At 60.7% G+C, this 24,305-nt stretch carries 17 protein-coding genes and 1 pseudogene; 1 reads left to right on the forward strand and 17 read right to left on the reverse strand.

The genetic code is table 11. From position 1 onward, the window contains the following. Positions 1-262: 262 nt before the first annotated feature. The 8 genes from gcvP to arcD (BW33_RS13750) all read right to left on the reverse strand — a co-directional run bounded on the left by gcvP (position 263) and on the right by arcD (BW33_RS13750) (position 10,963). A complete protein-coding gene (gene gcvP / locus BW33_RS13715) occupies positions 263-3,115 on the reverse strand; it encodes an aminomethyl-transferring glycine dehydrogenase (protein ID WP_047599533.1) in 2,853 nt (950 codons plus the stop codon). Between the two features lie 11 nt (positions 3,116-3,126). Next, on the reverse strand, positions 3,127-3,510 hold the full coding sequence (gene gcvH / locus BW33_RS13720) for a glycine cleavage system protein GcvH (protein ID WP_047599535.1): 384 nt from the start codon (positions 3,508-3,510) through the stop codon (positions 3,127-3,129). Between the two features lie 434 nt (positions 3,511-3,944). Next, positions 3,945-5,453 carry a sigma-54-dependent transcriptional regulator gene (locus BW33_RS13725; protein WP_027612544.1) on the reverse strand — a complete coding sequence of 503 codons (1,509 nt, stop codon included), beginning with the start codon at positions 5,451-5,453 and terminating at the stop codon, positions 3,945-3,947. A gap of 210 nt (positions 5,454-5,663) precedes the next feature. Then, the gene (locus tag BW33_RS13730) at positions 5,664-6,026 is read right to left on the reverse strand and encodes a DUF5064 family protein (protein ID WP_047599537.1); all 363 of its coding nucleotides are present in this window, start codon (positions 6,024-6,026) and stop codon (positions 5,664-5,666) included. Between the two features lie 61 nt (positions 6,027-6,087). Further along, the gene (gene arcC, locus BW33_RS13735) at positions 6,088-7,017 is read right to left on the reverse strand and encodes a carbamate kinase (protein WP_047599539.1); all 930 of its coding nucleotides are present in this window, start codon (positions 7,015-7,017) and stop codon (positions 6,088-6,090) included. A 150-nt stretch (positions 7,018-7,167) separates the two neighbouring features. Then, positions 7,168-8,178: an ornithine carbamoyltransferase gene (locus BW33_RS13740; protein ID WP_003227481.1), complete on the reverse strand. Its 1,011-nt coding sequence runs from the start codon at positions 8,176-8,178 to the stop codon at positions 7,168-7,170. Between the two features lie 69 nt (positions 8,179-8,247). After that, positions 8,248-9,504 (reverse strand): arginine deiminase, encoded by a 1,257-nt coding sequence (gene arcA, locus BW33_RS13745; protein WP_047599540.1) that lies wholly within the window; start codon positions 9,502-9,504, stop codon positions 8,248-8,250. Between the two features lie 31 nt (positions 9,505-9,535). Then, entirely contained in the window at positions 9,536-10,963 is a 1,428-nt protein-coding gene (arcD, locus tag BW33_RS13750) for an arginine-ornithine antiporter (RefSeq protein ID WP_047599542.1), read from the reverse strand. Positions 10,964-11,552: 589 nt separating this feature from the next. Between arcD (BW33_RS13750) and arcD (BW33_RS13755) the strand changes: the two genes are divergently transcribed. After that, entirely contained in the window at positions 11,553-12,980 is a 1,428-nt protein-coding gene (gene arcD, locus BW33_RS13755) for an arginine-ornithine antiporter (RefSeq protein ID WP_047599544.1), read from the forward strand. A gap of 118 nt (positions 12,981-13,098) precedes the next feature. Here the strand turns inward: arcD (BW33_RS13755) and BW33_RS13760 are convergent, their stop codons facing one another. The 9 genes and pseudogenes from BW33_RS13760 to gap form a co-directional block, all read right to left on the reverse strand. Next, the gene (locus BW33_RS13760) at positions 13,099-14,445 is read right to left on the reverse strand and encodes a CoA transferase (RefSeq protein WP_047599545.1); all 1,347 of its coding nucleotides are present in this window, start codon (positions 14,443-14,445) and stop codon (positions 13,099-13,101) included. Between the two features lie 442 nt (positions 14,446-14,887). Continuing rightward, positions 14,888-15,643 (reverse strand): methyl-accepting chemotaxis protein, encoded by a 756-nt coding sequence (locus tag BW33_RS30460; RefSeq protein ID WP_371917867.1) that lies wholly within the window; start codon positions 15,641-15,643, stop codon positions 14,888-14,890. Between the two features lie 102 nt (positions 15,644-15,745). Beyond that, a pseudogene (locus tag BW33_RS30465) lies at positions 15,746-17,101 on the reverse strand (PDC sensor domain-containing protein); the annotation flags it as partial. Between the two features lie 291 nt (positions 17,102-17,392). Then, positions 17,393-17,785 carry a YbaN family protein gene (locus BW33_RS13770; RefSeq protein ID WP_047599548.1) on the reverse strand — a complete coding sequence of 131 codons (393 nt, stop codon included), beginning with the start codon at positions 17,783-17,785 and terminating at the stop codon, positions 17,393-17,395. 165 nt (positions 17,786-17,950) lie between these two features. After that, positions 17,951-18,547, reverse strand: a complete 597-nt coding sequence (locus tag BW33_RS13775; RefSeq protein WP_047599550.1) for a biliverdin-producing heme oxygenase — start codon at positions 18,545-18,547, stop codon at positions 17,951-17,953. Positions 18,548-18,658: 111 nt separating this feature from the next. Further along, positions 18,659-21,244: a TonB-dependent receptor gene (locus tag BW33_RS13780; protein ID WP_047599552.1), complete on the reverse strand. Its 2,586-nt coding sequence runs from the start codon at positions 21,242-21,244 to the stop codon at positions 18,659-18,661. A 122-nt stretch (positions 21,245-21,366) separates the two neighbouring features. Beyond that, positions 21,367-22,332, reverse strand: a complete 966-nt coding sequence (locus BW33_RS13785; protein WP_047599553.1) for a FecR family protein — start codon at positions 22,330-22,332, stop codon at positions 21,367-21,369. A gap of 123 nt (positions 22,333-22,455) precedes the next feature. Next, positions 22,456-22,974: an RNA polymerase sigma factor gene (locus BW33_RS13790; RefSeq protein ID WP_047599555.1), complete on the reverse strand. Its 519-nt coding sequence runs from the start codon at positions 22,972-22,974 to the stop codon at positions 22,456-22,458. A gap of 142 nt (positions 22,975-23,116) precedes the next feature. After that, on the reverse strand, positions 23,117-24,118 hold the full coding sequence (gap, locus tag BW33_RS13795) for a type I glyceraldehyde-3-phosphate dehydrogenase (protein WP_047599556.1): 1,002 nt from the start codon (positions 24,116-24,118) through the stop codon (positions 23,117-23,119). Positions 24,119-24,305: the final 187 nt, after the last annotated feature.

Genomic DNA, 24,305 nt, shown 5'->3' on the forward strand with positions numbered 1-24,305 from the left:
GTTCTCCGGTTTCTTGTTATGGGAATTGGCGGAATATCAGGCTGAGTACATCACCCTGTAGGAGCTGCCGAAGGCTGCGATTTTTTTAAGATCAAGATCAAAAGATCGCAGCCTTCGGCAGCTCCTACAGGTAAAGCGACAAAGCGACAAAGCGACAAAGCGACAAAGCGACAAAGCGACAAAGCGATAAAGCGATAAAGCGATAAAGCGACAAAGCGATAAAGCGGTCGAGCGGTGGGGCGGACGAACCGCCCCCGTTCTTTTAAGCGTAGCTTTCGATCGACGGGCAGGCGCAGACCAGGTTGCGGTCGCCGAACACGTTGTCGACGCGACCGACCGGCGGCCAGTATTTGCCTTCGATCAACGACGCCACCGGATACACCGCCTGCTCGCGGCTGTACGGGTGGGTCCACTCGCCGACCAGCTCCGCGGCAGTGTGCGGGGCGTTCTTGAGTGGGTTGTCGTCCTTGTCCAGCGTGCCGTTTTCCACCGCGCGGATTTCTTCGCGGATGCGGATCATGGCGTCGCAGAAGCGGTCCAGTTCTTCCTTGGATTCGCTTTCGGTCGGCTCGATCATCAGCGTGCCGGCGACCGGGAACGACATGGTCGGGGCGTGGAAGCCGAAGTCGATCAGACGCTTGGCGACGTCATCGACGCTGATGCCGCTGCTGTCTTTCAGCGGACGCAGGTCGAGGATGCATTCGTGCGCCACCAGGCCGTTGCTGCCGGTGTACAGCACTGGATAGTGCTCTTCCAGGCGACGGGAAATGTAGTTGGCGTTGAGGATCGCCAGTTGCGAAGCACGCTTCAGACCGGCGCCACCCATCATGCGAATGTACATCCAGGTGATCGGCAGAATGCTTGCGCTGCCGAAAGGCGCTGCGCAGACCGCACCTTCTTTGCGTTCCATCTGGCCATGACCCGGCAGGAACGGGGTCAGATGCGACTTGACGCCGATCGGGCCGACGCCCGGGCCGCCACCGCCGTGTGGAATGCAGAAGGTCTTGTGCAGGTTCAGGTGCGAGACGTCGCCGCCGAACTTGCCCGGTGCGCAGAGGCCGACCATCGCGTTCATGTTGGCGCCGTCGATGTACACCTGGCCGCCATTGTCATGAATGATCCCACAGATTTCGCGGATGCCTTCTTCGAACACGCCGTGGGTCGACGGGTAGGTGATCATCAGCGCGGCGAGGTGTTCGCGGTGCTCGATGGCCTTGGCGCGCAGGTCTTCGATATCGACGTTGCCACGCGCATCGCAGGCGGTCACGACCACGCGCATGCCGGCCATGTTGGCGGTGGCCGGGTTGGTGCCGTGGGCGGACGACGGGATCAGGCAGATGTCGCGGCGCTCGTCGCCACGGCTCTGGTGGTACGCACGAATCGCCAGCAGGCCTGCGTATTCACCCTGCGAACCGGCGTTCGGTTGCAGCGAGATCGAGTCGTAACCGGTGGCGGCGCAGAGCATCGCTTCCAGTTCATCGGTCAGTTGCTGATAACCGGCGCTCTGCGCAGCCGGGGCGAACGGGTGCAGGGCGCCGAATTCGGCCCAGGTCACCGGGATCATTTCGCTGGCAGCATTGAGTTTCATGGTGCACGAGCCCAGCGGGATCATGGTGCGATCCAGTGCCAGGTCCTTGTCGGCCAGTTTGCGCAGGTAGCGCATCAGCTCGGTTTCCGAGTGATAACGGTTGAACACCGGATGGCTGAGAATCGGCGACTGACGTACCAGCGTGGCCGGGATGGTGCTTTGCACCGAAGCGGCCAGTGCTGCGAAGTCTGGCAGGGCCTTGCCGTCGGCGAACAGGCCCCACAGGGTTTCGATGTCAGCCTGAGTGGTGGTTTCGTCCACCGACAGGCCCAGACGCTCGGCATCGATTACGCGCAGGTTGATCTGTGCGGCATGCGCCTTGTCGTGCAGCGCCGCAGTGCGTGCGCCGGTGGCCAGAGTGAGGGTGTCGAAGAAGCTTTCCTGCTCGACCTTCAAGCCCAGTGCGCTCAGGCCCTTGGCCAGAATCGCGGTCAGGTGATGCACGCGGTTGGCGATCTGCGTCAGGCCTTTCGGGCCGTGGTACACGGCGTACATGCTGGCGATGTTGGCCAGCAGCACCTGCGCGGTGCAGATGTTCGAGGTGGCCTTCTCGCGGCGGATGTGTTGCTCGCGGGTCTGCATCGCCAGGCGCAGGGCCGGCTTGCCGAAACGGTCAACCGAAACACCGACCAGACGGCCCGGCATGTCGCGCTTGAACGCATCCTTGGTGGAGAAGTAAGCCGCGTGCGGGCCACCGAAGCCCAGCGGTACGCCAAAGCGTTGTGCGGAACCGATGGCGACGTCTGCGCCGAACTCGCCCGGAGCGGTCAGCAAAGTCAGGGCCAGCAGATCGGCAGCCACGGCTACCAGCGCGTTGGCAGCGTGGAAGCGCTCGGTCAGTTCGCGATAGTCGAACAGGTCACCGTTGCTCGCCGGGTATTGCAGCAGCGCGCCGAAGAACGGCGTCACATCGGTCAGCTCACGCTCATCGCCAACCACCACTTCGATGCCCAGCGGCTCGGCACGGGTGCGCAGCACGTCGAGGGTTTGCGGGTGGCTGTGGATCGAGGCGAAGAATTGGTGGCTGCCCTTGTTCTTGCTCAGGCGTTTGCAGAAGGTCATGGCTTCGGCAGCGGCGGTGGCTTCGTCGAGCAAGGAGGCGTTGGCGATCGGCAGGCCGGTGAGGTCGCTGATCAGGGTCTGGAAGTTCAGCAGCGCTTCGAGGCGACCCTGGGAAATTTCCGGCTGGTACGGGGTGTAAGCGGTGTACCAGGCCGGGTTTTCCAGCAGGTTGCGCAGGATTGGCGACGGCGTGTGGCAGTTGTAGTAGCCCTGGCCGATGTAAGTCTTGAACAGTTGGTTTTTGCCGGCGATCGATTTGATCATCGCCAGTGCATCGGCTTCGCTCAGGCCGTCGTCCAAGCCGAGCACGCTGGTGCCCTTGATGCTTTCCGGGATCACGCTGGCGCTCAGCGCTTCGAGCGAGTCGAAGCCGAGGCTGTTGAGCATGGCTTGCTCGTCACCGGCGCGCGGGCCGATGTGACGGGCGATGAATTCGTTGGCAGTGCCGAGGTTTACTTGGGTCATGTCGCTACTCCTCAGGCTTCGGCTTGGGCTTTGATCAGACGGTCGTAGGCGTCCTGATCCAGCAGTTTCGCTACAGCCGTGGCGTCGCTTGGCTGGAAGCGGAAGAACCAGCCTTCGCCCAGCGGATCTTCGTTGACCAGTTCCGGAGCGTCTTCCAGCGCCGGATTAACTTCCAGTACATCGCCATCGAGGGGCATGTACACGCCGCTGGCGGCTTTGACCGATTCCACGGTGGCGGCTTCGGCGCCTTTTTCGTAAGCCTGCAGCTCAGGCAGTTGCACGAACACCACGTCGCCCAGGGCGTTCTGCGCGAAAGCGGTGATGCCGACAGTAACGCTGCCGTCAGCTTCGGTGCGCAGCCATTCGTGATCTTCAGTAAAACGCAACTCGCTCATGGAAACTCCTAAGGGGGCCAGACTCGTCTGGTGGACGCGGTGGAAGGCTTGGGCACAAAGCCCTGATTTTATGAGCGGTTACTAAGCAAGAACGCGGCCATCTTGTATTTATCTATATAAATCAGGTAGTTATCTGTTTTTGGAAGTGATTGGAAGCGAATGACTGTAGCGAAATCGCTACAGCTTGGGGCGGGGAAAAAAGCTGAAGCGGATCAAAGCCTTGCACAGCGGTGATTGGAGGAGGGTGTAGCGATATCGTTCCGCTGTAGCGCTTTCAGTACAGATGGAGGTCGTTTTCAAGCAGAAGGTACTAATTTTGAACTGGAAACCCGGACTGTAGGAGCTGCCGCAGGCTGCGATCTTTTGATCTTGATCAAAAAACAAAATCAAAAGATCGCAGCCTGCGGTAGCTCCTACAGGGGATTTAGGGTGGTTCAGGGTTTGTTGGGAATGCCGTACTTGCGCAGGCGATGGGCGATTGCCGTGTGCGAGGTCTGCAGGCGGCTGGCCAGTTGGCGGGTCGAGGGGTAGCTGACGTAGAGTTTTTCCAGCAGCGATTTTTCGAAGGACTCGACGGCTTGTTCGAGGCTGTCGACATCGCTGTCGGTTTGACGCGCCACCGAGGTGCCGGCGATGTCGAGATCACCGATATCGACCAGGCTGCTTTCGCAGATCGCGGCGGCGCGGAAGATCACGTTCTGCAACTGTCGCACGTTACCCGGCCAACGATTACCGAGCAGCGCTGGATAAGTCCCCGGAGCCAGTCGGCACACCGGACGCTGAATCTGCGCACACGCCTGCTGCATGAAGTAGCGCGCCAGCAGCAGAATGTCCTGGCCACGTTCGCGCAGCGGCGGCACTTCGACGTTGAGCACGTTGAGGCGATAGAACAGGTCTTCGCGGAACAGGCCTTCGCTGACCATTTTTTCCAGGTCGCGGTGGGTCGCGCTGAGGATCCGCACGTTGACCTTCACCTCGCGATCACCACCCACCCGGCGGAAGCTGCCGTCATTCAGAAAGCGCAGTAGCTTGGCCTGTAAGTACGGCGACATCTCGCCGATTTCATCGAGAAACACCGTGCCCTGGTTGGCCAGTTCCATCAGCCCCGGTTTGCCGCCACGTTGCGCGCCGGTGAAGGCACCGGGGGCATAGCCGAACAGTTCGCTCTCGGCGAGGTTCTCCGGCAGGGCTGCGCAGTTCAGGGCGAGAAACGGCGCACTGTGTCGCGCACTGATCGCGTGGCAGGCGCGGGCCACCAGTTCTTTGCCGGTGCCGGTTTCGCCCTGGATCAACAGCGGTGCGTCGAGGGCCGCGACTCGTTGCGCGCGGGCCTTCAGCGTGCGGATCGCCGGGGATTCGCCGAGCAATGCATCGAAGCCTTCGGCATGATCGTGGTGCAGCGCCGACAGTTGTTCGCCAATGCGGTTCGGTTGATAAAGGGTGAGCAAGGCGCCGGCATCGGTGATCGGTGTGGCGTCCAGCAGCAGCGTCTGGCCGTTGACGGTGATCTCGCGCAGCGGCAGGCGGAAGCCTTGTTCGAGCAGGGTTTCCAGCAGACCGGGATCGTTGAACAGCTCAGAGACACTTTCCCCCGCCGGCTCACGCCCGTACAGCGCGATCAGTGCCGGGTTGGCCAGCAGGACTTTGCCGGCGCTGTCCAGTGCCAGCACCGGATCGGTCATCGCCGCGAGCAACGCGTCGAGCTGCAGGTGCCGGCGCTGGCCGGGGAGGATGTCGACCACCACCACGGCCTCCACGCCGCGCACCCGGAACAACGCATCTTTGAGCTCTTCGAGCACTTGCGGGCTCAAGGTCGGTGCATCGATGTAGACGTTGGGCGGGATCATCTCCACCGCATCCAGATTGAGATTGCGCCCACCGAGGATCGCCAGGACTTCCTGGGTGATGCCGACGCGGTCGATGAAACTGACGTGGATACGCATGGGGGCGGTTCAGTGATCTGGAGTGCGGAGGGTGGCAAGTATGCCTTGGGGCGAGGTAATGGTGAAACCGGACGCGGGATTTCAGGCAACACGGATCCCCTGCAGGAGTGAGCCTGCTCGCGATAGCGGTGTGTCAGATAACAACGATGTTGACTGATACACCGCTATCGCGAGCAGGCTCACTCCTACAGGGGATGTGCAACATCCTGGTTATTCGAAGTGCTCAAGATTGACCGGATCCCCGGATTGCATATTCAACTGTTTGCGGATGTCTTCAAACATCAAGTCGTAATGTTTGTGCACCGACCCGATCTGGCTGTGCGTCTTGGGAATCCCGTATTTTTCGGCGATCCGGGTCACGTCGCGGGCGAAGTTGTAAGCCTCTTCCTTGGGCAGGAAAAACGTTTCCTTCATGTCCTTGCCTTGCATATTGCCGTGCAGGGTGAACTGTATCCCTTTGCCTTTTTGCGGGTCGGTGAACACTTCGTAGTCCAGGTGCACGTTGTAATTGACGTCATCGTCGGTCAACGCGTGCCGCTCAATATGCAAATGACCGGGTTCAAACTGGGCCATGGGTTTCTCCTTTCAAGGCATGGGAGAAGGGCAGACCCCGGGCCTGCCCTTGAGTTTCTAATTATCGATAGCTGATGCCCGGCTTCGCCGTGCTGACGCGTGTACCGGCCGTGCCCTGGACGATGGCTTCGATGTCCGCTAGCGAACCGATCACCGCGACCTTGCCAGTATGGCGCGCGAATTCGCAGGCTGCCTGCACCTTCGGTCCCATGGAACCAGCGGCAAAACCGAGGCGTTCCAGTTCATCCGGGTGCGCCTCGGCAATGGCTTTCTGCGTCGGTTTACCGTAGTCGATGAATGCCGCGTTGACGTCGGTGGCGATTACCAGCAAGTCGGCTTCCAGTTGCTCGGCGAGCAGCGACGAGCACAGATCCTTGTCGATCACTGCCTCGATGCCCTTGAGGTTGCGGTGCTCGTCGTACATGGTCGGAATCCCGCCGCCGCCCGCGCAAATCACGATGCTGCCCTTGTCCAGCAACCACTTGATCGGGCGGATCTCGAAGATGCGTTTCGGCCGTGGGCTGGCGACTACGCGGCGGAACTTGTCGCCGTCCGGAGCGATGGCCCAGCCTTTTTCGGCCGCGAGTTTTTCCGCTTCGGCTTTGTCGTAGACCGGGCCAATCGGTTTGCTCGGATTCTGGAAAGCCGGGTCCTTGGCGTCGACTTCAACCTGGGTCAGCAGGGTGGCGAACGGCACCTCGAAGTCCAGCAGGTTACCCAGCTCCTGTTCGATGATGTAGCCGATCATGCCTTCGGTTTCGGCACCGAGCACGTCCAGCGGGTAAGGGGTGACGGAGGTGTAGGCCGCCGCCTGCAGCGACAGCAGGCCGACTTGCGGGCCATTGCCGTGGGCGATGACCAGTTGATTGCCGGGATGGATCTTGGCGATTTGCTCGGTGGCGATGCGGATGTTGGCGCGCTGGTTGTCAGCGGTCATCGGCTCGCCACGACGGAGCAGGGCGTTACCGCCCAGAGCTACGACGATACGCATGATGCAATCCTTTCAGAATTCGATGACCCTGTAGGAGCAGCCGAAGGCTGCGATTTGTTGATCTTGATCTTGAACAAGCAAAGTCAAAAGATCGCAGCCTTCGGCAGCTCCTACAGGTTGTTGGTTGATCAGGAGAACCTGATCAGCCTGTTACAGATCAGCCAGGGTCGAGACCAGGATCGCCTTGATCGTGTGCATGCGGTTTTCCGCTTGCTCGAAGGCGATGCAGGCGGGCGACTCGAACACGTCGTCGGTCACTTCGATGCCGTTGGCCAGGTGCGGATACTGTTCGGCGATCTGTTTGCCGACCTTGGTATCGCTGTTGTGGAACGCCGGCAGGCAGTGCATGAACTTGGTGCGCGGGTTGCCGGTGGCTTTCATCAGCTCTTTGTTGACCTGGTACGGCAGCAGTTGCTGGATACGCTCGGCCCAGGCTTCAACCGGTTCGCCCATCGACACCCAGACGTCGGTGTGGATGAAATCGACGCCTTTGACTGCGGCTTTCGGGTCTTCGGTCAGGGTGATGCGGGCGCCGGATTCTTCCGCGTATTTCTTGCAGCGATCGACCAGGTCGTCATGCGGCCACAGGGCTTTCGGCGCGCAGATGCGCACGTCCATGCCGAGCTTGGCGCCGACCAGCAGCAGCGAGTTGCCCATGTTGTTGCGCGCATCGCCGAGGTAGGCGTAGCTGATTTCGTGGATCGGCTTGTCGGCGTGTTCACGCATGGTCAGCACGTCGGCGATCATTTGGGTCGGGTGGTATTCATCGGTCAGGCCGTTGAACACCGGCACCCCGGCGAACTTCGCCAGCTCTTCGACGATTTCCTGTTTGAAGCCACGGTACTCGATGGCGTCGTACATGCGACCCAGCACGCGGGCCGTGTCTTTCATGCTTTCCTTGTGGCCGATCTGCGACGAATTCGGGTCGATGTAGGTGACATTGGCGCCTTGGTCGTAGGCCGCCACTTCGAATGCGCAACGGGTGCGAGTCGAGGTTTTTTCGAAGATCAGGGCGATGTTGTTGCCCTTCAGGTGTTGCTGCTCGGTGCCGGTGTATTTCGCGCGTTTCAGATCGCGGGACAGGTCGAGCAGGTAACGCAGCTCACGTGGGGTGTGGTGTTCCAGGCTGAGCAGGTTACGGTTGTGGATGTTAAAAGCCATGATGGATCTCCTTCGGTGTCGGTTATCCCCCTGGCCGCGCTTTGTAAGTCGCGGCCAGGGCTCAGAGGTTTAGTAATCGATTGGGTCGCGGATGATCGGGCAGGTCATGCAGTGGCCGCCGCCGCGACCACGGCCGAGTTCGCCGGCACTGATGGTGATGACCTCGACGCCTGCCTTGCGCAGCAGGGTATTGGTGTAGGTGTTGCGGTCGTAGCCGATGACCACCCCCGGCTCTACCGCCACCACGTTGTTGCCGTCGTCCCATTGCTCGCGTTCGGCAGCGAAGCTGTTGCCGCCGGTTTCCACCACGCGCAGTTTCGGCAGGTTGAGGGCTTTGGCCACGGTGTCGAGGAAGGTGCCTTCTTCGCGGCGGATGTCGATGCCGCCCTGTTTGCTTTCATCAGGACGCAGGGTGAAGGCGACGATCTGGTTGACCACTTCCGGGAAGATCGTCACCAGGTCGCGGTCGCAGAAGCTGAACACGGTGTCCAGGTGCATCGCGGCGCGGGACTTTGGCAGGCCGGCGACGATGACTTTTTCCACGGCTTTGTTCTTGAACAGGTTCAGTGCCAGTTGGCCGATGGCCTGACGGGATGAGCGTTCGCCCATGCCGATCAACACCACGCCGTTGCCGATCGGCATCACGTCGCCGCCCTCGAGGGTCGAGCTGCCGTGATCCTTGTCCGGGTCGCCGTACCAGATTTCGAAATCGGCGTTGGTGAACTGCGGGTGGAATTTGTAGATGGCAGTGGCCAGCAGGGTTTCCTGGCGACGCGCCGGCCAGTACATCGGGTTCAGCGTCACGCCACCGTAGATCCAGCAAGTGGTGTCGCGGGTGAACTGGGTGTTCGGCAGCGGCGGCAGGATGAAGCTGGAGTGGCCGAGGAAGTCGCGGAACATCTGGATGGTCTTGCCACCGAAGCTGTCCGGCAGATCATCGGCGGATACACCACCAATCAGGTATTCGGCGATGTGTCGCGGCTCAAGGCTTTTCAGCCAGGATTTCACTTCGCTGATCAGGCCCAGGCCCACCGAGTCGGCGGTGACCTTGCGCTCGAGGATCCAGTCCAGCGCTTCCGGGATGGCGACGATGTCGGTCAGCAGGTTGTGCATTTCCAGCACGTCGATCCCGCGTTCACGCATTTTGGTCACGAAGTCGAAGTGGTCGCGCTTGGCCTGGGCGACCCAGAGCACGTCGTCGAACAGCAGTTCATCGCAGTTGTTCGGGGTCAGCCGCTGGTGGGCCAGACCTGGGGAGCAAACCATGACTTTGCGCAGTTTGCCGGCTTCGGAGTGGACGCCGTACTTAACTTTTTCCGTGGTCATTGCAGTGATCCTCCAGATTAAAAATCAAGGGTTACAAGGTCAGGAAGCCGTCGTAGAGACCGTAGGCAGCCACCAGGGCACCCACGACCACTGCGGCGAAAATCAGCTTCTCGACGTTAGTGAAAATCGGTTGTTTGAGTTCCAGCTTGGCCTTGGCGAACAGGATCGCGCCGGGTGCGTAGAGCAGGGCCGAGAGCAGCAGATACTTGACCCCGCCGGCATACAGCAGCCACACCGCGTAGATCAGCGCGATGCCGCCGATAATCAGATCCTTGCGTCGTTCGGCCGCGAAGCCTTCGTAGCTTTCGCCGCGCACCGCCAGCAACAGGGCATAGGCCGCCGACCACAGGTACGGCACCAGAATCATCGAAGTGGCGAGGTAGATCAGCGACAGGTAAGTGCTGGCCGAGAACAGGGTGATGATCAGGAACAGCTGAACCATCGCGTTGGTCAGCCACAGAGCGTTGACCGGTACGTGATTGGCGTTTTCCTTGCGCAGGAACTCCGGCATGGTGTGGTCTTTGGCGGCGGCGAACATGATCTCCGCACACAGCAGCACCCACGACAGCAGCGCCCCCAGTAGCGAGATGATCAGACCGACGCTGATCAGCACCGCGCCCCAGTGACCGACCACATGTTCGAGCACGGCGGCCATCGACGGGTTCTGCAGCTTGGCCAGTTCCGGCTGAGTCATGATGCCCAGCGACAGCACGTTGACCAGCACCAGGAACAGCAGCACGGTGATGAAACCGATGACGGTGGCCTTGCCGACGTCGGAACGTTTTTCCGCCCGCGCCGAGAAGATGCTCGCGCCCTCGATACCGATGAACACCCACACGGTGACCAGCATCATGTTGCGTACCTGGTTCATCACGCTGCCCAGATCCGGGTTTTTCACGCCCCAGATGTCGGCAGTGAAGATGTCCAGTTTGAAGGCGAAGACTGCTATCAGCACGAACAGCAACAGCGGCACGACCTTGGCGACCGTGGTCACCAGGTTGATGAACGCCGCTTCCTTGATCCCGCGCAGCACCAGAAAGTGCACGGCCCACAACAGCACCGAGGCGCCGATCACCGCCGCCACCGTGTTGCCTTCGCCGAAAATCGGAAAGAAATACCCGAGGGTGCTGAACAACAGAACAAAGTAGCCAACGTTGCCCAGCCAGGCACTGATCCAGTAACCCCAGGCGGACGAGAAACCCATGTAATCGCCGAATCCGGCCTTGGCGTAGGCGTAGACACCGCCGTCCAAGTCAGGCTTGCGATTGGCAAGGGTTTGAAAGACAAAAGCGAGGGTGAGCATGCCGACAGCGGTGATGGCCCAGCCAATCAATACCGCGCCGACGTCGGCGCTGGCGGCCATGTTTTGTGGCAAAGAGAATATCCCGCCACCAATCATTGAGCCGACGACCAAGGCAACCAGTGCACCTAATCGTAGTTTTCCGGGAGCTTCAGACATTGCATGACTCCATTGCAGGAGAGAAGAGTTCACAGCGTAATGCTGTTGTCTGTTAAAACAGCTGACTTGGATCAGTTCATGGTCACATTCCATTGTTAATGAATGACTTATGAAAAAGCTGATGGCATAAAGCTGCTGCCCGAAAAGGCCTGTTCCAGAGGCTTCTGGCAAATGTGTTTGGGAATTTCTCCTATTACTTTGGAATTATCACGCTAGTTGGTTTTCAGCTTTTGGCAAATTTTCCACATCTGTTTTCAGTACAGAATCGAATAATCAGGATTTGCGCACAAAAGCGATTAGTCGTGCTACGCGTTAGCGTTGTTGGCTATATATAAGAGGGTATTGGCGTTATTCAAAAAACGTACTTACGCTTTATCCGTTTAGTTAATATCCAGAAATAGACACACCGTGTGGCGAGGGGATTTACCCCCGGTGGGTGGCGAAGCCGCCCCAGATCCATTCAGCGCGGTGTATCAGGCAGCACGAGTTCTCAGGTTTTGGGGCGGCTTCGCCCCCCATCGGGGATAAATCCCCTCGTCACAGGTATAAACAGGTTTCGAGAACCGTTGTCAGGAAAAGGGAGACAAGAATGTCGCAACCGACGCAAAAGCTGCGACTGGGTGCGTTGATCGCCCTGGTGGTGGGTTCGATGATTGGCGGGGGGATCTTTTCCCTGCCGCAGAACATGGCCGCCCGCGCCGATGCCGGGGCAATCCTGATCGGCTGGGGGATCACTGCCATCGGTATGCTGACCCTCGCGTTCGTATTCCAGACCCTGGCCAACCGCAAGCCCGAGCTGGACTCCGGGGTCTACGCCTACGCCAAGGCCGGTTTTGGCGACTACATGGGATTTTCCTCGGCCTGGGGTTACTGGATCAGCGCGTGGCTGGGCAACGTCGGTTATTTCGTGTTGCTGTTCAGCACCCTTGGTTACTTCTTCCCGGTGTTCGGCCAGGGCAACACGCCTATCGCCATCGGCTGTGCCTCGCTGTTGCTGTGGGCCGTACATTTTCTGGTGATGCGCGGGATCAAGGAGGCGGCGTTCATCAATCAGGTGACCACGGTCGCCAAGATCGTGCCGCTGATCATGTTCATCGTGATTGCCGCCGTGGCGTTCAAGGCCGACATCTTCACCCGCGACATCTGGGGCCGCAGCAACCCGAGCTTCGGCGGGGTGATGGATCAGGTGCGCAACATGATGCTGGTCACGGTGTTCGTGTTCATTGGCATCGAGGGCGCCAGCGTGTATTCGGCGCGTGCGGAGAAACGCAGCGACGTCGGGCGTGCCACGGTGATCGGTTTCATCGGCGTGCTGGCGCTGTTGGTGCTGGTCAACGTGCTGTCGCTGGGGATCATGAGCCAGCCCGAACTGGCGACCCTGCAGAACCCGTCGCTGGCGGCGGTGCTGGAGCACATCGTCGGGCCGTGGGGCGCATTGTTGATCAGCCTCGGTCTGGCGGTGTCGTTGCTCGGCGCGTTGCTGTCATGGGCGCTGCTGTGCGCGGAAATCCTCTTCGCCACGGCCCGGGACAAGACCATGCCGGCGTTCCTGAAAAAGGAAAACGCCAACCATGTGCCGGTCAATGCGCTGTGGCTGACCAACGTGATGATCCAGATTTTCCTGCTGATCACGCTGTTTTCCGCTGGCACCTACACCAGCCTGATTTACCTCGCCTCGTCGATGATTCTGGTGCCGTACCTGTGGTCGGCGGCGTATGCGGTGTTGCTCAGCGGACGCGGCGAAACCTACGAACATGCCTCGGCCGAACGTACCAAGGATCTGCTGATTGGCGGGATCGCCCTGTGCTATGCGGTGTGGCTGTTGTATGCCGGCGGGGTGAAGTATTTGCTGCTGTCGGCGCTGCTGTATGCGCCGGGGGTGGTGCTGTTCGCCAAGGCCAAGCATGAACAGGGCGAGCCGTTGTTCACGCATGTCGAGAAGGGCATTTTCGCCTGCGTGCTGATCGGCGCAGGGCTGGCGGCGTATGGTTTGTACAGCGGGGTGTTGTCGTTGTGAGGCAGGTTGATCCTGAATCGTTGGTGTCAGTGCAGGCCTCTTCGCAAGCAGGCTCGTTCCCACAGGGGAACGCGTTTCAAATGTGGGAGTGAGCCTGCTCGCGATAGCGATTTCAAATTCACCACAACGGGCGATGTGAACCCAGTTCGGTGGCCGGCAACGCCCAGTGCAGCGGCGTCCCGCTGATCGTCACCGGTGCCAGCAAGCGGTGCGCCGGACCCCACGGGGTCTGCTCCGGCCGCGAGTTTTGATCCTGCTCATCTTCGGCGCGCAACGCTTCGGTCGGCCCCGGCCCCTGTTCGATCAACAGCTTGGCGGTACGCGCCAGCGACAAGCGCGCCGAGCCTCCCCGGCCCGTCTTCAATCGCTCCGTCAGAAGCCGTATCGCACTGGCCGCCATCAAATATCCGGTTGCATGATCCAGCGCCTGCACCGGCAACGGCGTCGGTTTATCGGCGAGCTTCCAGCGCTGCCCGGTCTCGGCGATGCCGCTGCTCATTTGCACCAGGCTGTCGAAACCACGACGGTTCTGCCACGGGCCGCTCCAGCCGTAAGCGTTGAGGCAGACGTCGACCAGACCCGGCGCCAATTGTCGGCGGCGTTCGGCGCCGAAACCGAGGTGTTCCAGGGCATCGGCACGGTAGCCATGTACGAGGATGTCGGCGTCCTTCAACAGGTTTTCGAACAGCGCACGATCGGCCGGTTGCTGCAAATCCAGCCGTGCGCAACGTTTGCCCAAGGTGACTTCCGGCACCACGCCCGCCTCGTTCCAGCTCGGCGGGTCGATGCGCAGCACATCGGCGCCGAGGCCGGCGAGAAAACGGCTGGCGGTGGGGCCGGCGAGCACGCGGGTCAGGTCGAGCACCTTGATCCCGGCCAGCGGTTGCGCCACCGAGCCTTGCCATGGTTTGAGAATTTCGTCCTGATCGGTGCTGAAGTGCACCAGCGGCTCGGCACTCACGGCCAACCCCTGCGGATGTTGTTGCCACTGCGCCCAGCTGCGCATTTCGGCGGCGCAGCCCTTGGCGTCGACCACCGCTTGCTCCAGTTCGGAACTGCTCCATTGCGCGACTTTCGCCGCCATCGCGGCGCGGTCGGCACAGGCACCGAGTACCCGTTCGGCGGCGGCGCGGTGATGCGGGGCGTTGGTGTGCAGGCGGATCCAGCCGTCCTTTGTCGCATAGTCGCCGGCGACCGGATCCCACAGCGGCGGGACTTCCCAGCCTATGGGTCGCAACGAAGTGGCGAACCAGAACGAGGCCAGACGTCGATCGACTTCCACCGCGGGCAAGTGCCCGGTCTGTTGCCGGAGCTGTTCGCTGACGGCCTGACCGGCAGCGCCGATGCTGGCGCAAGCCAGATCGGTCACGGCAAACGCCGAGGGCAGGGCGCCATGGCCCGTGAACGGAATTGGCGTGTGAGGCAAGCCGAGTGCGGCTTGAATGGACGTGAATAAATCAGTCATCGAAGGCCCTCCGGGAGAGAGGGCGATGATAGTGCAAAAAAATCTCGGGCCAGATGAAATTCCGGCAGGTGAACACTTACCCCTGTGGGAGCGAGCCTGCTCGCGAAAGCGGTGGATCAGTCACTTTGATGTTGAATGTGCTGCCGTCTTCGCGAGCAGGCTCGCTCCTACAGGGATTTTTGCGGTTTGCTAGACGCGGAACTGATCCATCAGCTTCATCTGCTGGCTCGCCAGGGCATTGAGTTGGCTGCTGATCGCCGCCGACTCGGTGGCTTGCTCGGTCAGGGTTTCAGTCACGGTGCGAATCGCCGAGACGTTGCGGTTGACCTCTACCCCTGTGGGAGCGAGCCTGCTCGCGAAAGCGGTGGATCAGTCACTTTGATGTTGAATGTGCTGCCGTCTTCGCGAGCAGGCTCGCTCCTACAGGGATTTTTGCGGTTTGCTAGACGCGGAACTGATCCATCAGCTTCATCTGCTGGCTCGCCAGGGCATTGAGTTGGCTGCTGATCGCTGCCGACTCGGTGGCTTGCTCGGTCAGGGTTTCAGTCACGGTACGAATTGCCGAGACGTTGCGGTTGACCTCTTCGGCCACGGCGCTCTGCTGTTCGGCGGCGCTGGCGATCTGCAGGTTCATGTCGCTGATCACGGTCACCGCATCGCTGATCTTGCCCAGCGCGTCCACGGCCTGACGGATCTGCCCGGCGTTGTTGTGCGCCTGAGTCTGGCTTGAATGCATGGTCGCGACCACGCCACGGGTGCCGGTCTGGATGCGTTCGATCACGATGCGGATTTCTTCCACCGAATCCTGAGTGCGCTTGGCGAGGTTACGCACCTCGTCAGCCACTACCGCGAAACCACGGCCGCTTTCCCCCGCGCGGGCCGCTTCGATGGCGGCGTTGAGCGCCAGCAGGTTGGTCTGTTCGGCGATGCTGCGGATCACTTCCAGCACCGAACCGATCTGCTCGCTGTTGACCGCCAGCGCTTCGACTTCGGTCACCGCTTTGCTGACTTCATCGGCCAGTTGATTGATGTCGCGGGTGCTGCGCTCGATGATCGACAGGCCGTCCCTGGCTGACTGATCGGCGCCCTTGGCGGCGTTGGCCGCGTTCGACGCGCTGTTGGCGACGTCGTGGGCGGTGGCGCTCATTTCGTTGGACGCGGTGGCGACCTGATCGATTTCGCGGAACTGCACCTGCATGCCTTCGCTGGTCTGGCGGGCGATTTCCGAGGACTGATCAGCAGTGCCACGCGCTTCGGTGATGCTCTGTTTGATCTGGGCGATGGTCGGTTGGAGCTTGTCGAGGAAGCGGTTGAACCAGTTCACCAGTTCGCCCAGTTCATCCCTCTTGGTGTAGTTCAGGCGCTGGGTCAGATCGCCTTCACCGCTGGCGATGTTCTTCAGCATCTCGGCGACGCTGTTGATCGGCCGGGTTACCCCCGAGGCGGTGAGCCAGATCAGCAGCAGGCCGACCAGACCAGCCACCACCGCCACCAGCAACGCAGTGATCACACCGGTTTCCTGCGCGTCGTCGAGCACCGCTTGCAGCTTCACCGAGTCGGCCAGCAGCACCTGTTTCGGCAGGTCGATGACCACACCCCAGGCCCGCGAGTTGCCAATCGGATCCACCGGGTACACCGCTCGAATCAGGTCGCCCTGTTCAAGAATCTTCGGCGTGCCGCTGCTGATCAGTTGCAGCAGATCCTTGCCGTCGGCACCGAGGGTATCGCTGATCTTTTTACCGACCTTGGTCGCGTCGGAACTGTCGGCAGCGAGCACGCCGCTGCCGGAGACGATCAGCATGTGCCCGGCGTTGTTGAACAGGTTGCGCTGGGAATCCACCGCCGCCGCTTGCAGGGCATCGAGGGCGATGTCGACACCGGCCACGCCGATGGCTTTGCCGTCGACGATCAGCGGCACGGAAATGGTGGTCATCAACATTTCCTTGCCGCCCACGGTGTCGGCATACGGGTCGAGCAGGCAGGTACGCTTGTTGTCGCGAGGGCAGGTGTACCAACTGTTGTACGGTGTGCCGCTGAGGCTGAGGGTGGTCTTGGTCATGTCTTCTTCGACCATGATCGTGTTCAGCGCCGAGCCGGCGGCGCGGCTCCAGTAGGTCGCAAAACGCCCGGCTTCGTTGGACTGGCGCGCGGCGTCGTTGACGAACTCGCTGTCCTTGCCGTCGAGGCCGTCGGGTTCGAAGGCGAGCCAGATGCCGAGCACCTTGTCGTTGCGCTCGAACGCGGTTTTCAGGCTCTGGTTCAACTCTTCACGCAGGGCACCGGCGTCCAGCGAACGCTTGGCGGCCATCACCCGCATGTCCTTGATCTGATCGGCCAGTGCGGTGATCACCGTCAGGCTTTCGCCAAAGGTCTTCTGCACCCGCACCGCTTGCTCGGCCGCCTTGCCCTGCAACAGGTTCTGCACACTGGCGGTGAGCAGTTGGTTACTGGAGTTGCTGACCAGTTCGTCGTTCTGGTTGGTCTGGTAAATGTTCATGCCGACGATCAGCGCAACCACACCCAGCAGGCACAGGCCGGAGAGCAGGACGATTTTCAGGCGAATGGAGAGAGAGTCGAACATGGGGCGATCTCGTGAATGAATGAGCAGGTGGCCACGGGATGAACTACCCGGTTTGCCAAATCCATTCAGCGCCATGCATTGCTCATCGGCGCGCGGCGAAGGTGCATGAGGCGCTCGCCGACGAACGGTCAGCGCTAAACGTTTGCGCAGGGGATTGTGCTGAAAAGGCGATTAATTACAGGGAAGTTTCAGCCTGATGAACGCCGAGGAACTGGTGGTGATGAGGCTGTTGTGGCGAGGGAGCTTGCTCCCGCTGGAGTGCGCAGCGCTCCCCAGCATTCTTACCAACTCGCCGCATGCGAAGGCTTTGCAACGGCTTCGCCGCCGAGCGGGAGCAAGCTCCCTCGCCACAGGGGGATCTGTGAGTCAGGAGGAGGCGATGGTTTCCGGGCGCGACCAGATCCACAGGTTACCGAGGGTCATCCCGGCAATCGCCAGATACACCGGCCAGCCGTGATCGAGCATCACCAGCATCAGTGTCGCGCACAGCAGCATGCTGATCGTGGCGCTGACCTTGGCCTTGCGCGCGATGATCTTGCCGTTGCGCCAGTTGCTCAGAATCGGCCCGAACAGCCGATGGTTTTCCAGCCAGGCACTCAGGCGCGGCGAGCTGCGGGTCGCGGCCCAGGCGGCGAGCAGGATGAACTCGGTGGTCGGCAGGCCGGGCACGACGATGGCGATCAGGCCAATGCCGAGGCTGACGTAGGCCAGCAGGCCGAACAGCAGGCGGGCGAGTTTTGAGGCGGCGGGTTGCGGCATGGGTTCAGCGGTTGCTTCTGAAGCGGAAGGGAGATCTTACAGGTTGTTGCAGTTCCAATGTGGGAGCGAGCCTGCTCGCGAAAGCGGTGGATCAGCCACATTAATCTTGAATGTGCTGCCGCCTTCGCGAGCAGGCTCGCTCCCACAAGGGGATTTTATGTTGTGTCAGGCCGGTTCTGCTTCGGTCGCGTAAGCCTGTTCCAGCAGCACGGTGAAGCGGTTGAACGCGTCGATTGCGCCTTGCTCGATTTGCGCTTCCTCTTCGGCGGTGAACTGCAGGGAGTCGAGGGTGCGCACGAAGCTTTTCCAGCCTTCGGCACGGCCGCCTTCAGGTTCACCCAGGTGGCGGGCGCCGAAGGTTTCGCTCAGCTCCAGTGCCACCGCACGTTTGATCAGGAACGCTGCACCGAGCTTCGAACCTTCGGAGACAAAGATCCAGCCGAGGGCGCAGGCCTTGCTCGGATTTTTCAGCGCGCCGGCCACCGGTGGCGGGATGTCGGTGTCGAGATCCGCCAGGTCAGCCTTGGCCGCTTCCGCGCGGCAACGGGCTGGCAGGTCCGGGATGATGGCAGTCAGCTCGGCGTTGTTATAGAGGTCAACCAGTTCCGACTGGAACAGGTATTGCGCCACCACAAAGCGAGCGAAGTTGGCGCGGGTTTCGAACGGCGCGTGAGCCTTGACCAGGGCGTCGAGCTTGCTGTGCGGCTCGTGGGTGATCTGGTTCAGGCGTTGCGAACGCAGGGCTTTTTCCGAAGTGGTCATGGAGTGTCCTTGATAAAAGAGGCGCGTGATAACGAGACGAACGGGCAGGTGCCAAACCGTAAAAAAAGCCCCGCGACGCGCTGATCAATGCGCGCCGCAGGGCCATGCGGATCAGATGTCCCAGACCAGATTGATCGCGAAGTTGCGGCCCGGCTGGGTCAGGCGATCGAGGTTGGCCGGTTGCGTCACCGAGGCTTCGCCGACACTGTCGTAACCGCGCACGTCATCCCACAGCCAGTACTTCTTGTCGGTCAGGTTGTAGATGCCGCCGCTGACGGTGACGTCGTCGGTGACTTTGTAATAGCCGGCCAGGTCGAGAATGCCGAAGCCCGGGGTCTTGAACTGGCTGCTGACGCCATCCGGCGACTTGAAGTTGCTGTCGTCGACGCGGTCCTTTTTCTTCACCACGGTCCAGCTCAGCAGGCCGCCGTAATTGTCCTGGTCGTAACCCAGACCGAATACGCCGGTCAGCGGATTGACGCTGTTGAGCGGCTCGCCGTTGTCGTTGTTGCGACCGTAGGCGTAAGCGATCGAGCTTTGGGTGTAGAGGCCTTGCGGCGCGCCGAACGCATCGAGGTTCAGACGACCTTTGACTTCGGCACCCTTGATGGTCGCGTGCTTGATGTTGCTCGACTGGAAGGTCAACTCGTCGTAGCCAGGGGTGACGGCATCTTCGTTGATGAAGTCGCGATACTTGTTATAAAACACCGCCACGTCGAACGAGCCTTGCTCGAAGTTGCCGCGCAAACCGGTTTCATAGCTTTTGCTTTTTTCCGGTTCCAGGTTCGGGTTCGGCGCCACGTTGTAGCCGGTGGTGCTGTTTTCGAAGCGCCCGTACAACGCTTTCGCGGTCGGCGTGCGGAAACCTTCAGCGTATTGGCCGTACCAGGTGTAGTTATCGGTCAGGGCATAGGTCAGGCCGAATTTGGGCGAGACTTTGTGCCAGCTCTTGTTCGCGTCGCTGACCGTGCCGTTGCCGTCGGCGGCCACGGTGTTGAGGAATTCCTGAGTGATGTGCGGCTTGAGCTGGGTGTGGTCGTAGCGCAGGCCCGGCAGGAAGGTCCACTGGTTCCAGCTGATCTGATCCTGGGCGAACAGGCTGTAGGTGTTGATGGTCGGGTCCGGGAAGTCGCTGGATTTTTTCAGCACATCCGCCGCGCTGGTGGCGCCGATGGCGGTGCAGCCTCGGCCGACTGCCAGGCACTTGCCGTCGCCGCTGCGCGAGCCGGTGACCTTCTGTTGTTTGATTGTGGTGCCGTAGGTCAGCACGTGATCGGTGTCTCCGATGGCGAAGGCCTTGTCCAGTTGCGCATCGAATACCCACTGTTTTTCCTCGTAGATTGTGTCGCGGGTGCGCAGCACTTTACGGGTCATCGGGTAGTAGAACTCTTCGGTGCTCTGGTCAGTCTTGGCGATCTGGTGGTTGAGGCTCCACTTCACGTTATCGGCCAGCAGGCTGTCGAGGACGAAGCTGTGTTCGAGGCCGAAGCGCTCACGGGTGATGGTGTCGTTGCCGGTGCGCCACTGGTACATGCCGCCGGGCAGCATGCTGTTGGGAATGGTCGGGGCGCCATTGAAGTACGGGCCGCCGTAGGCACTTTTCTGATCGGTATCGCGGTCGTCCTTGTACTTCTCGTAGGTCAGGCCCAGACGGGAATCTTCGTTGTAGTTCCAACCGATCTTCGCCAGCACGTTGGTGGCTTTGACGTCTTCCGGGTTGGCGGCGGTGCGCGCCAGGCCGGTGCCGTTGTTGCTGCCATAGGAATCGGTTTCGTGACCGTCGCGCTGGCTGAAGTGCAGCAAGCCGTCGAACTGTTCGGCACGCCCGGCAACGGTGGCGGATTTCAGCCAGCTCTCATCGGCGGAGCTGTAACCGGTTTTCAGGCGAGCGCCGACGTCTTTGCCGGGCTTGATGATGTCGTCCGGGTCGAGGGTGTAGTAGCTGACGGCGCCGCCGATGGCGTTGCTGCCGTACAGCACCGAGGCCGGACCACGGAGGATTTCCACGCGTTTGACGATTTCCGGGTCGACGTAATTGCGCTGGGTCTTGGCGTACGGGCCGTTGAAGAAACCGTCCGGCACTTCGACGCCGTCAACCTGAGTCAGGATGCGGTCGCCGTCGATGCCGCGAATGTTGTAGCCGCTGATCCCGCCACGCTGGCCGGCGCCGCCGACGGATACGCCCGGCTCGTAGCGCACCAGATCCTTGATGGTGTTGATGTTGTTGCGATCCAGATCCTGACGGGTCTGCACAGTGACGGTGGCCGGCACGCTGCTGACCGACTGTTCCTGGCGGGTGGCGCTGATGGTCACCTGATCCAGATTGAGCGCGCCGCTGGAGCTGCGCTTCTCCAGCACAATATTGTTGTTGCTCAGCTTGCGGAAGCTCAGGTTGGTCCCCACCAACAGGCGCTCCAGGGCTTTCTCCGGCGGCAGCGAACCGCGCACGCCCGGCGACGACACGCCCTGACCCAGTTCTGCCGGCAAACCGACCTGCCAGCCGGTCACGCTGGTGAAGGCATTGAGCGCCGATACCAGCGGTTGCTGGTCGATCGAGAACGAATAATCACCCATGTTGCGCGCCGGTTGTTCGCTGGCAGCCATCAGCGGTGCGGTGCCGGCCATGAGGATGGCGGCTGTCAGCAACGACAATACGCGGGAAGGGGAAGCAGTCTGGCGGGTAAGGCGAGAGGACATCGATAGCGCTCCGTGTCGCACGAATCTTTATAGGTGCTGACTCGCCTCCGAAGATGCGAATCAATTGCATTGGCTATAACGAGACGAACGGGCTTTGGCTATCGAGTAAAAATAATTCTCATTTAGTTCAGGATGACCAGCGCGGGGAATTCCTGCAGGCGCGCCGAGGTGATGTGGGCGAGGGAGCGCACCACGTCCAGCGGCTGGTCGAGGCGGTAATTGCCGGTAACGTTGACGTCGGCCAACTGCTCGTTGGTGTTGATGATCCAGCCCGGGTAGTAGCGGCGCAATTCGGCCAGCACCTGATTCAACGGACAGTTCTCGAACACCAGGCGGCCCTGGACCCAGGCCAGATCAGTCGCGGTATCGAGCTTGGCCGGACGATCAAAACCGTTGGGGCCGATGCGGATGCTTTCCCCGGCGGACAAGCGCACCCGCGCGTCATTGTGCGTGGCGCGCAGGTCGACATCGCCGCGCTGCACATTGACTTGCGCCACACCGTCCAGATAACGCACGGCGAACGCGGTGTCGCGCACGCTGGCCTGCACCGGGCCGGCATCGATTTCCAGCGGCTGGCCACGGTTGCTGGCCACCTCGAAAAACGCTTCGCCCTGATACAGCCGCGCCACGCGCTGCCGGTCATTGATGGTGCTGGAGAATGCCGAGTTGGTGTTGAGCAGCACCTTGGAGCCGTCCTCCAGTTGCAGGCGCTGACGCTCGCCGACCACGGTCAGATGATCGGCCTGCAGGCGCATCGGCAGGTTGCTGAAACTGAACAGGCCGAGCACCAATACCGCAGCGGTGGCCAACGGTTTCCAGTGCGGGCGCAGACGTTTGAGCACAGTGACTTTCGCCGGTTTGGCCGCGAGGCTCTGCGCGCATTGCACCACTTGCGGCCCGTCCCAGATCGCCTGCGCCTTGGCGAACGCCTCGGCATTCAACGGATCGGCCGCCAGCCAGGCATGGAACTGCCGGGTCTGTTCCTCGTCCGGGCTGCCGAGCACGATGAGCCAGTCCAGAGCCTGATCCATTGCGTTGGCAGCGTCCTGCGCCGAATCCGGCGAAGGCGAGCGGTGGGTGTCCGTCACGGTGTTTCCTCGGCAGTGTCTGTGCACGGCTGTTTTTTAGTGAAGCGTAAAAGTCGGGCAAGGGTAGCAAAGCCCGATGATCAGTGCAGGCGATCCTGACACTGACAGAAAAGGCCTACGACTTCAGTCGCCATTCAGACGTTCTGCGACGCCAATACAAATGGTCATGATCAGCTTGAGCTCCTTCTGCACGGTGCTGAGGGACACATTCAGCTCGTCGGCGATTTCCTGGTAGCTGTGCCCGTGCAGGCGGCTGAGGATGAAGATCTGCTGCTGACGCGGGCTGAGTTGACTGAGGCTCACGTTCAGGCGCTCCAGCAATTGTTCGGCGTGGGCGGCGTCTTCGGCGCTGCTGGCGGGGGCGGCGACGCTGTGCACCACGTCCTGCGGCACGTCATCGACCATCGTCCGCGAATGGATCTTGCGCGCACGCAGGTGATCCAGCGCCAGGTTGCGCGCAGTCTGGAACACGAAGGGTTCAAGGTGATCAATGGCGCGCTCGCTCAGCGCCCGCGTGACGCGCAGGTAGGTCTCCTGCAGCAGGTCTTCGGCGGTGCTGTGGTTATTGACCATCCGCTCGATTGTGCGCAGCAGGGACGTGCGCTGAGAGAGGAAGACGTGATTGAAGCGCGATTGACTCACGGGGGAACCTGATCCATTTCGAGCGAATGATAATGCTTATCATTTAGTCGAGTGGTCAAGTGTTGTTTTCAACGAAGCAGGCAAATGTAGGAGCTGCCGAAGGCTCGGGCCGCGTTCGGCAGCTCCTACAGGGAGTTGTCGGTTACTCGGCGTTGCAGAGCGCCAGGCAGTTATCCAGCATGCGGTTGGAGAAGCCCCATTCGTTGTCGTACCAGGCCAGCACTTTCAGCAATTTGCCGCTGGCTTTGGTGTGGTTGGCGTCAAAGATCGACGACAGCGGGTTGTGGTTGAAGTCGCTGGAAACCAGCGGCAACGTGTTGTAACCCAAAATTTTCGAGTGCTGGCTGGCGGCTTTCATCAGCGCGTTGACCTCGTCGGCCGTGGCTTCCTTCTTCAGCTGCACAGTCAGATCCACCAGCGACACATTGATCACCGGAACCCGCACGGCCATGCCGGTCAGTTTTCCCGCCAGTTCCGGCAGCACCAGGCCTACCGCTTCGGCGGCGCCGGTCTTGCTCGGGATCATGTTCTGCGTGGCCGAACGCGCGCGGTACGGGTCGGTGTGGTAGACGTCGGTCAGGTTCTGGTCGTTGGTGTAGGCATGAATCGTGGTCATCAGTCCGCTTTCGATCCCCAGCTCGCGGTGCAGCACCTGCGCTACCGGCGCCAGGCAGTTGGTGGTGCACGAAGCGTTGGAGATGATCTGGTGCGACTGGCGCAGAATGTCGTGGTTCACACCATAAACCACCGTAGCGTCGGCGCCTTTGGCCGGAGCCGAGATGATGACTTTGCGGGCGCCGGCAGTAAGATGCGCGGCGGCTTTGGCACGGTCGGTAAAGAGACCGGTGCATTCGAACACCACGTCGATTTTTTCCGCCGCCCATGGCAGCTCGGCCGGGTTGCGAATCGCGCTGACCGCAATGCGGTCACCATTGACCGTCAGGCTTTCGTTGTCATGGGCCACTTCGGCGTCGAATGTGCCGTGAACGGTGTCGTATTTGAGCAGATGGGCATTGATGGCGCTGTTGCCCAGATCGTTGATGGCGACGATCTGCAAATCCTGTCGATAGCCTTGGGTATACAGTGCGCGCAGGACATTACGGCCGATACGGCCAAAACCATTGATTGCGATTCGAAGAGTCATTGAACAGCGCCGCCGTCGTTTTGTTGTTGGAATTACAAGATTATTCGCATAAAAATAGAAAACAAGCCTTTTTAGTGGCAATATTTTGTTTTATCTACAACGAGTGACCTGAATCAACTGGTCCGAATGGTCAAAAAAGCCGTCTGTCATTCCAACAACAACGGCGTTTGATCAGCATAGACAATCA

Source organism: Pseudomonas sp. RIT288 (assembly GCF_000631985.1).
Classification (GTDB): Bacteria; Pseudomonadota; Gammaproteobacteria; order Pseudomonadales; family Pseudomonadaceae; genus Aquipseudomonas.

What these genes read in the sequence shown, in the direction of transcription:
- arcD (WP_047599542.1), bottom strand. Translation starts at nt 10,963, where the DNA reads ATGTCTGAAGCTCCCGGAAAACTACGATTAGGTGCACTGGTTGCCTTG.
- BW33_RS30460 (WP_371917867.1), bottom strand. Translation starts at nt 15,643, where the DNA reads ATGCAGGTGCAGTTCCGCGAAATCGATCAGGTCGCCACCGCGTCCAAC.
- BW33_RS13760 (WP_047599545.1), bottom strand. Translation starts at nt 14,445, where the DNA reads ATGACTGATTTATTCACGTCCATTCAAGCCGCACTCGGCTTGCCTCAC.
- gcvH (WP_047599535.1), bottom strand. Translation starts at nt 3,510, where the DNA reads ATGAGCGAGTTGCGTTTTACTGAAGATCACGAATGGCTGCGCACCGAA.
- arcD (WP_047599544.1), top strand. Translation starts at nt 11,553, where the DNA reads ATGTCGCAACCGACGCAAAAGCTGCGACTGGGTGCGTTGATCGCCCTG.
- BW33_RS13775 (WP_047599550.1), bottom strand. Translation starts at nt 18,547, where the DNA reads ATGACCACTTCGGAAAAAGCCCTGCGTTCGCAACGCCTGAACCAGATC.
- BW33_RS13770 (WP_047599548.1), bottom strand. Translation starts at nt 17,785, where the DNA reads ATGCCGCAACCCGCCGCCTCAAAACTCGCCCGCCTGCTGTTCGGCCTG.
- BW33_RS13725 (WP_027612544.1), bottom strand. Translation starts at nt 5,453, where the DNA reads ATGCGTATCCACGTCAGTTTCATCGACCGCGTCGGCATCACCCAGGAA.
- BW33_RS13780 (WP_047599552.1), bottom strand. Translation starts at nt 21,244, where the DNA reads ATGTCCTCTCGCCTTACCCGCCAGACTGCTTCCCCTTCCCGCGTATTG.
- arcC (WP_047599539.1), bottom strand. Translation starts at nt 7,017, where the DNA reads ATGCGTATCGTCGTAGCTCTGGGCGGTAACGCCCTGCTCCGTCGTGGC.
- arcA (WP_047599540.1), bottom strand. Translation starts at nt 9,504, where the DNA reads ATGACCACGGAAAAAGTTAAGTACGGCGTCCACTCCGAAGCCGGCAAA.
- gap (WP_047599556.1), bottom strand. Translation starts at nt 24,118, where the DNA reads ATGACTCTTCGAATCGCAATCAATGGTTTTGGCCGTATCGGCCGTAAT.
- BW33_RS13730 (WP_047599537.1), bottom strand. Translation starts at nt 6,026, where the DNA reads ATGGCCCAGTTTGAACCCGGTCATTTGCATATTGAGCGGCACGCGTTG.
- gcvP (WP_047599533.1), bottom strand. Translation starts at nt 3,115, where the DNA reads ATGACCCAAGTAAACCTCGGCACTGCCAACGAATTCATCGCCCGTCAC.
- BW33_RS13740 (WP_003227481.1), bottom strand. Translation starts at nt 8,178, where the DNA reads ATGGCTTTTAACATCCACAACCGTAACCTGCTCAGCCTGGAACACCAC.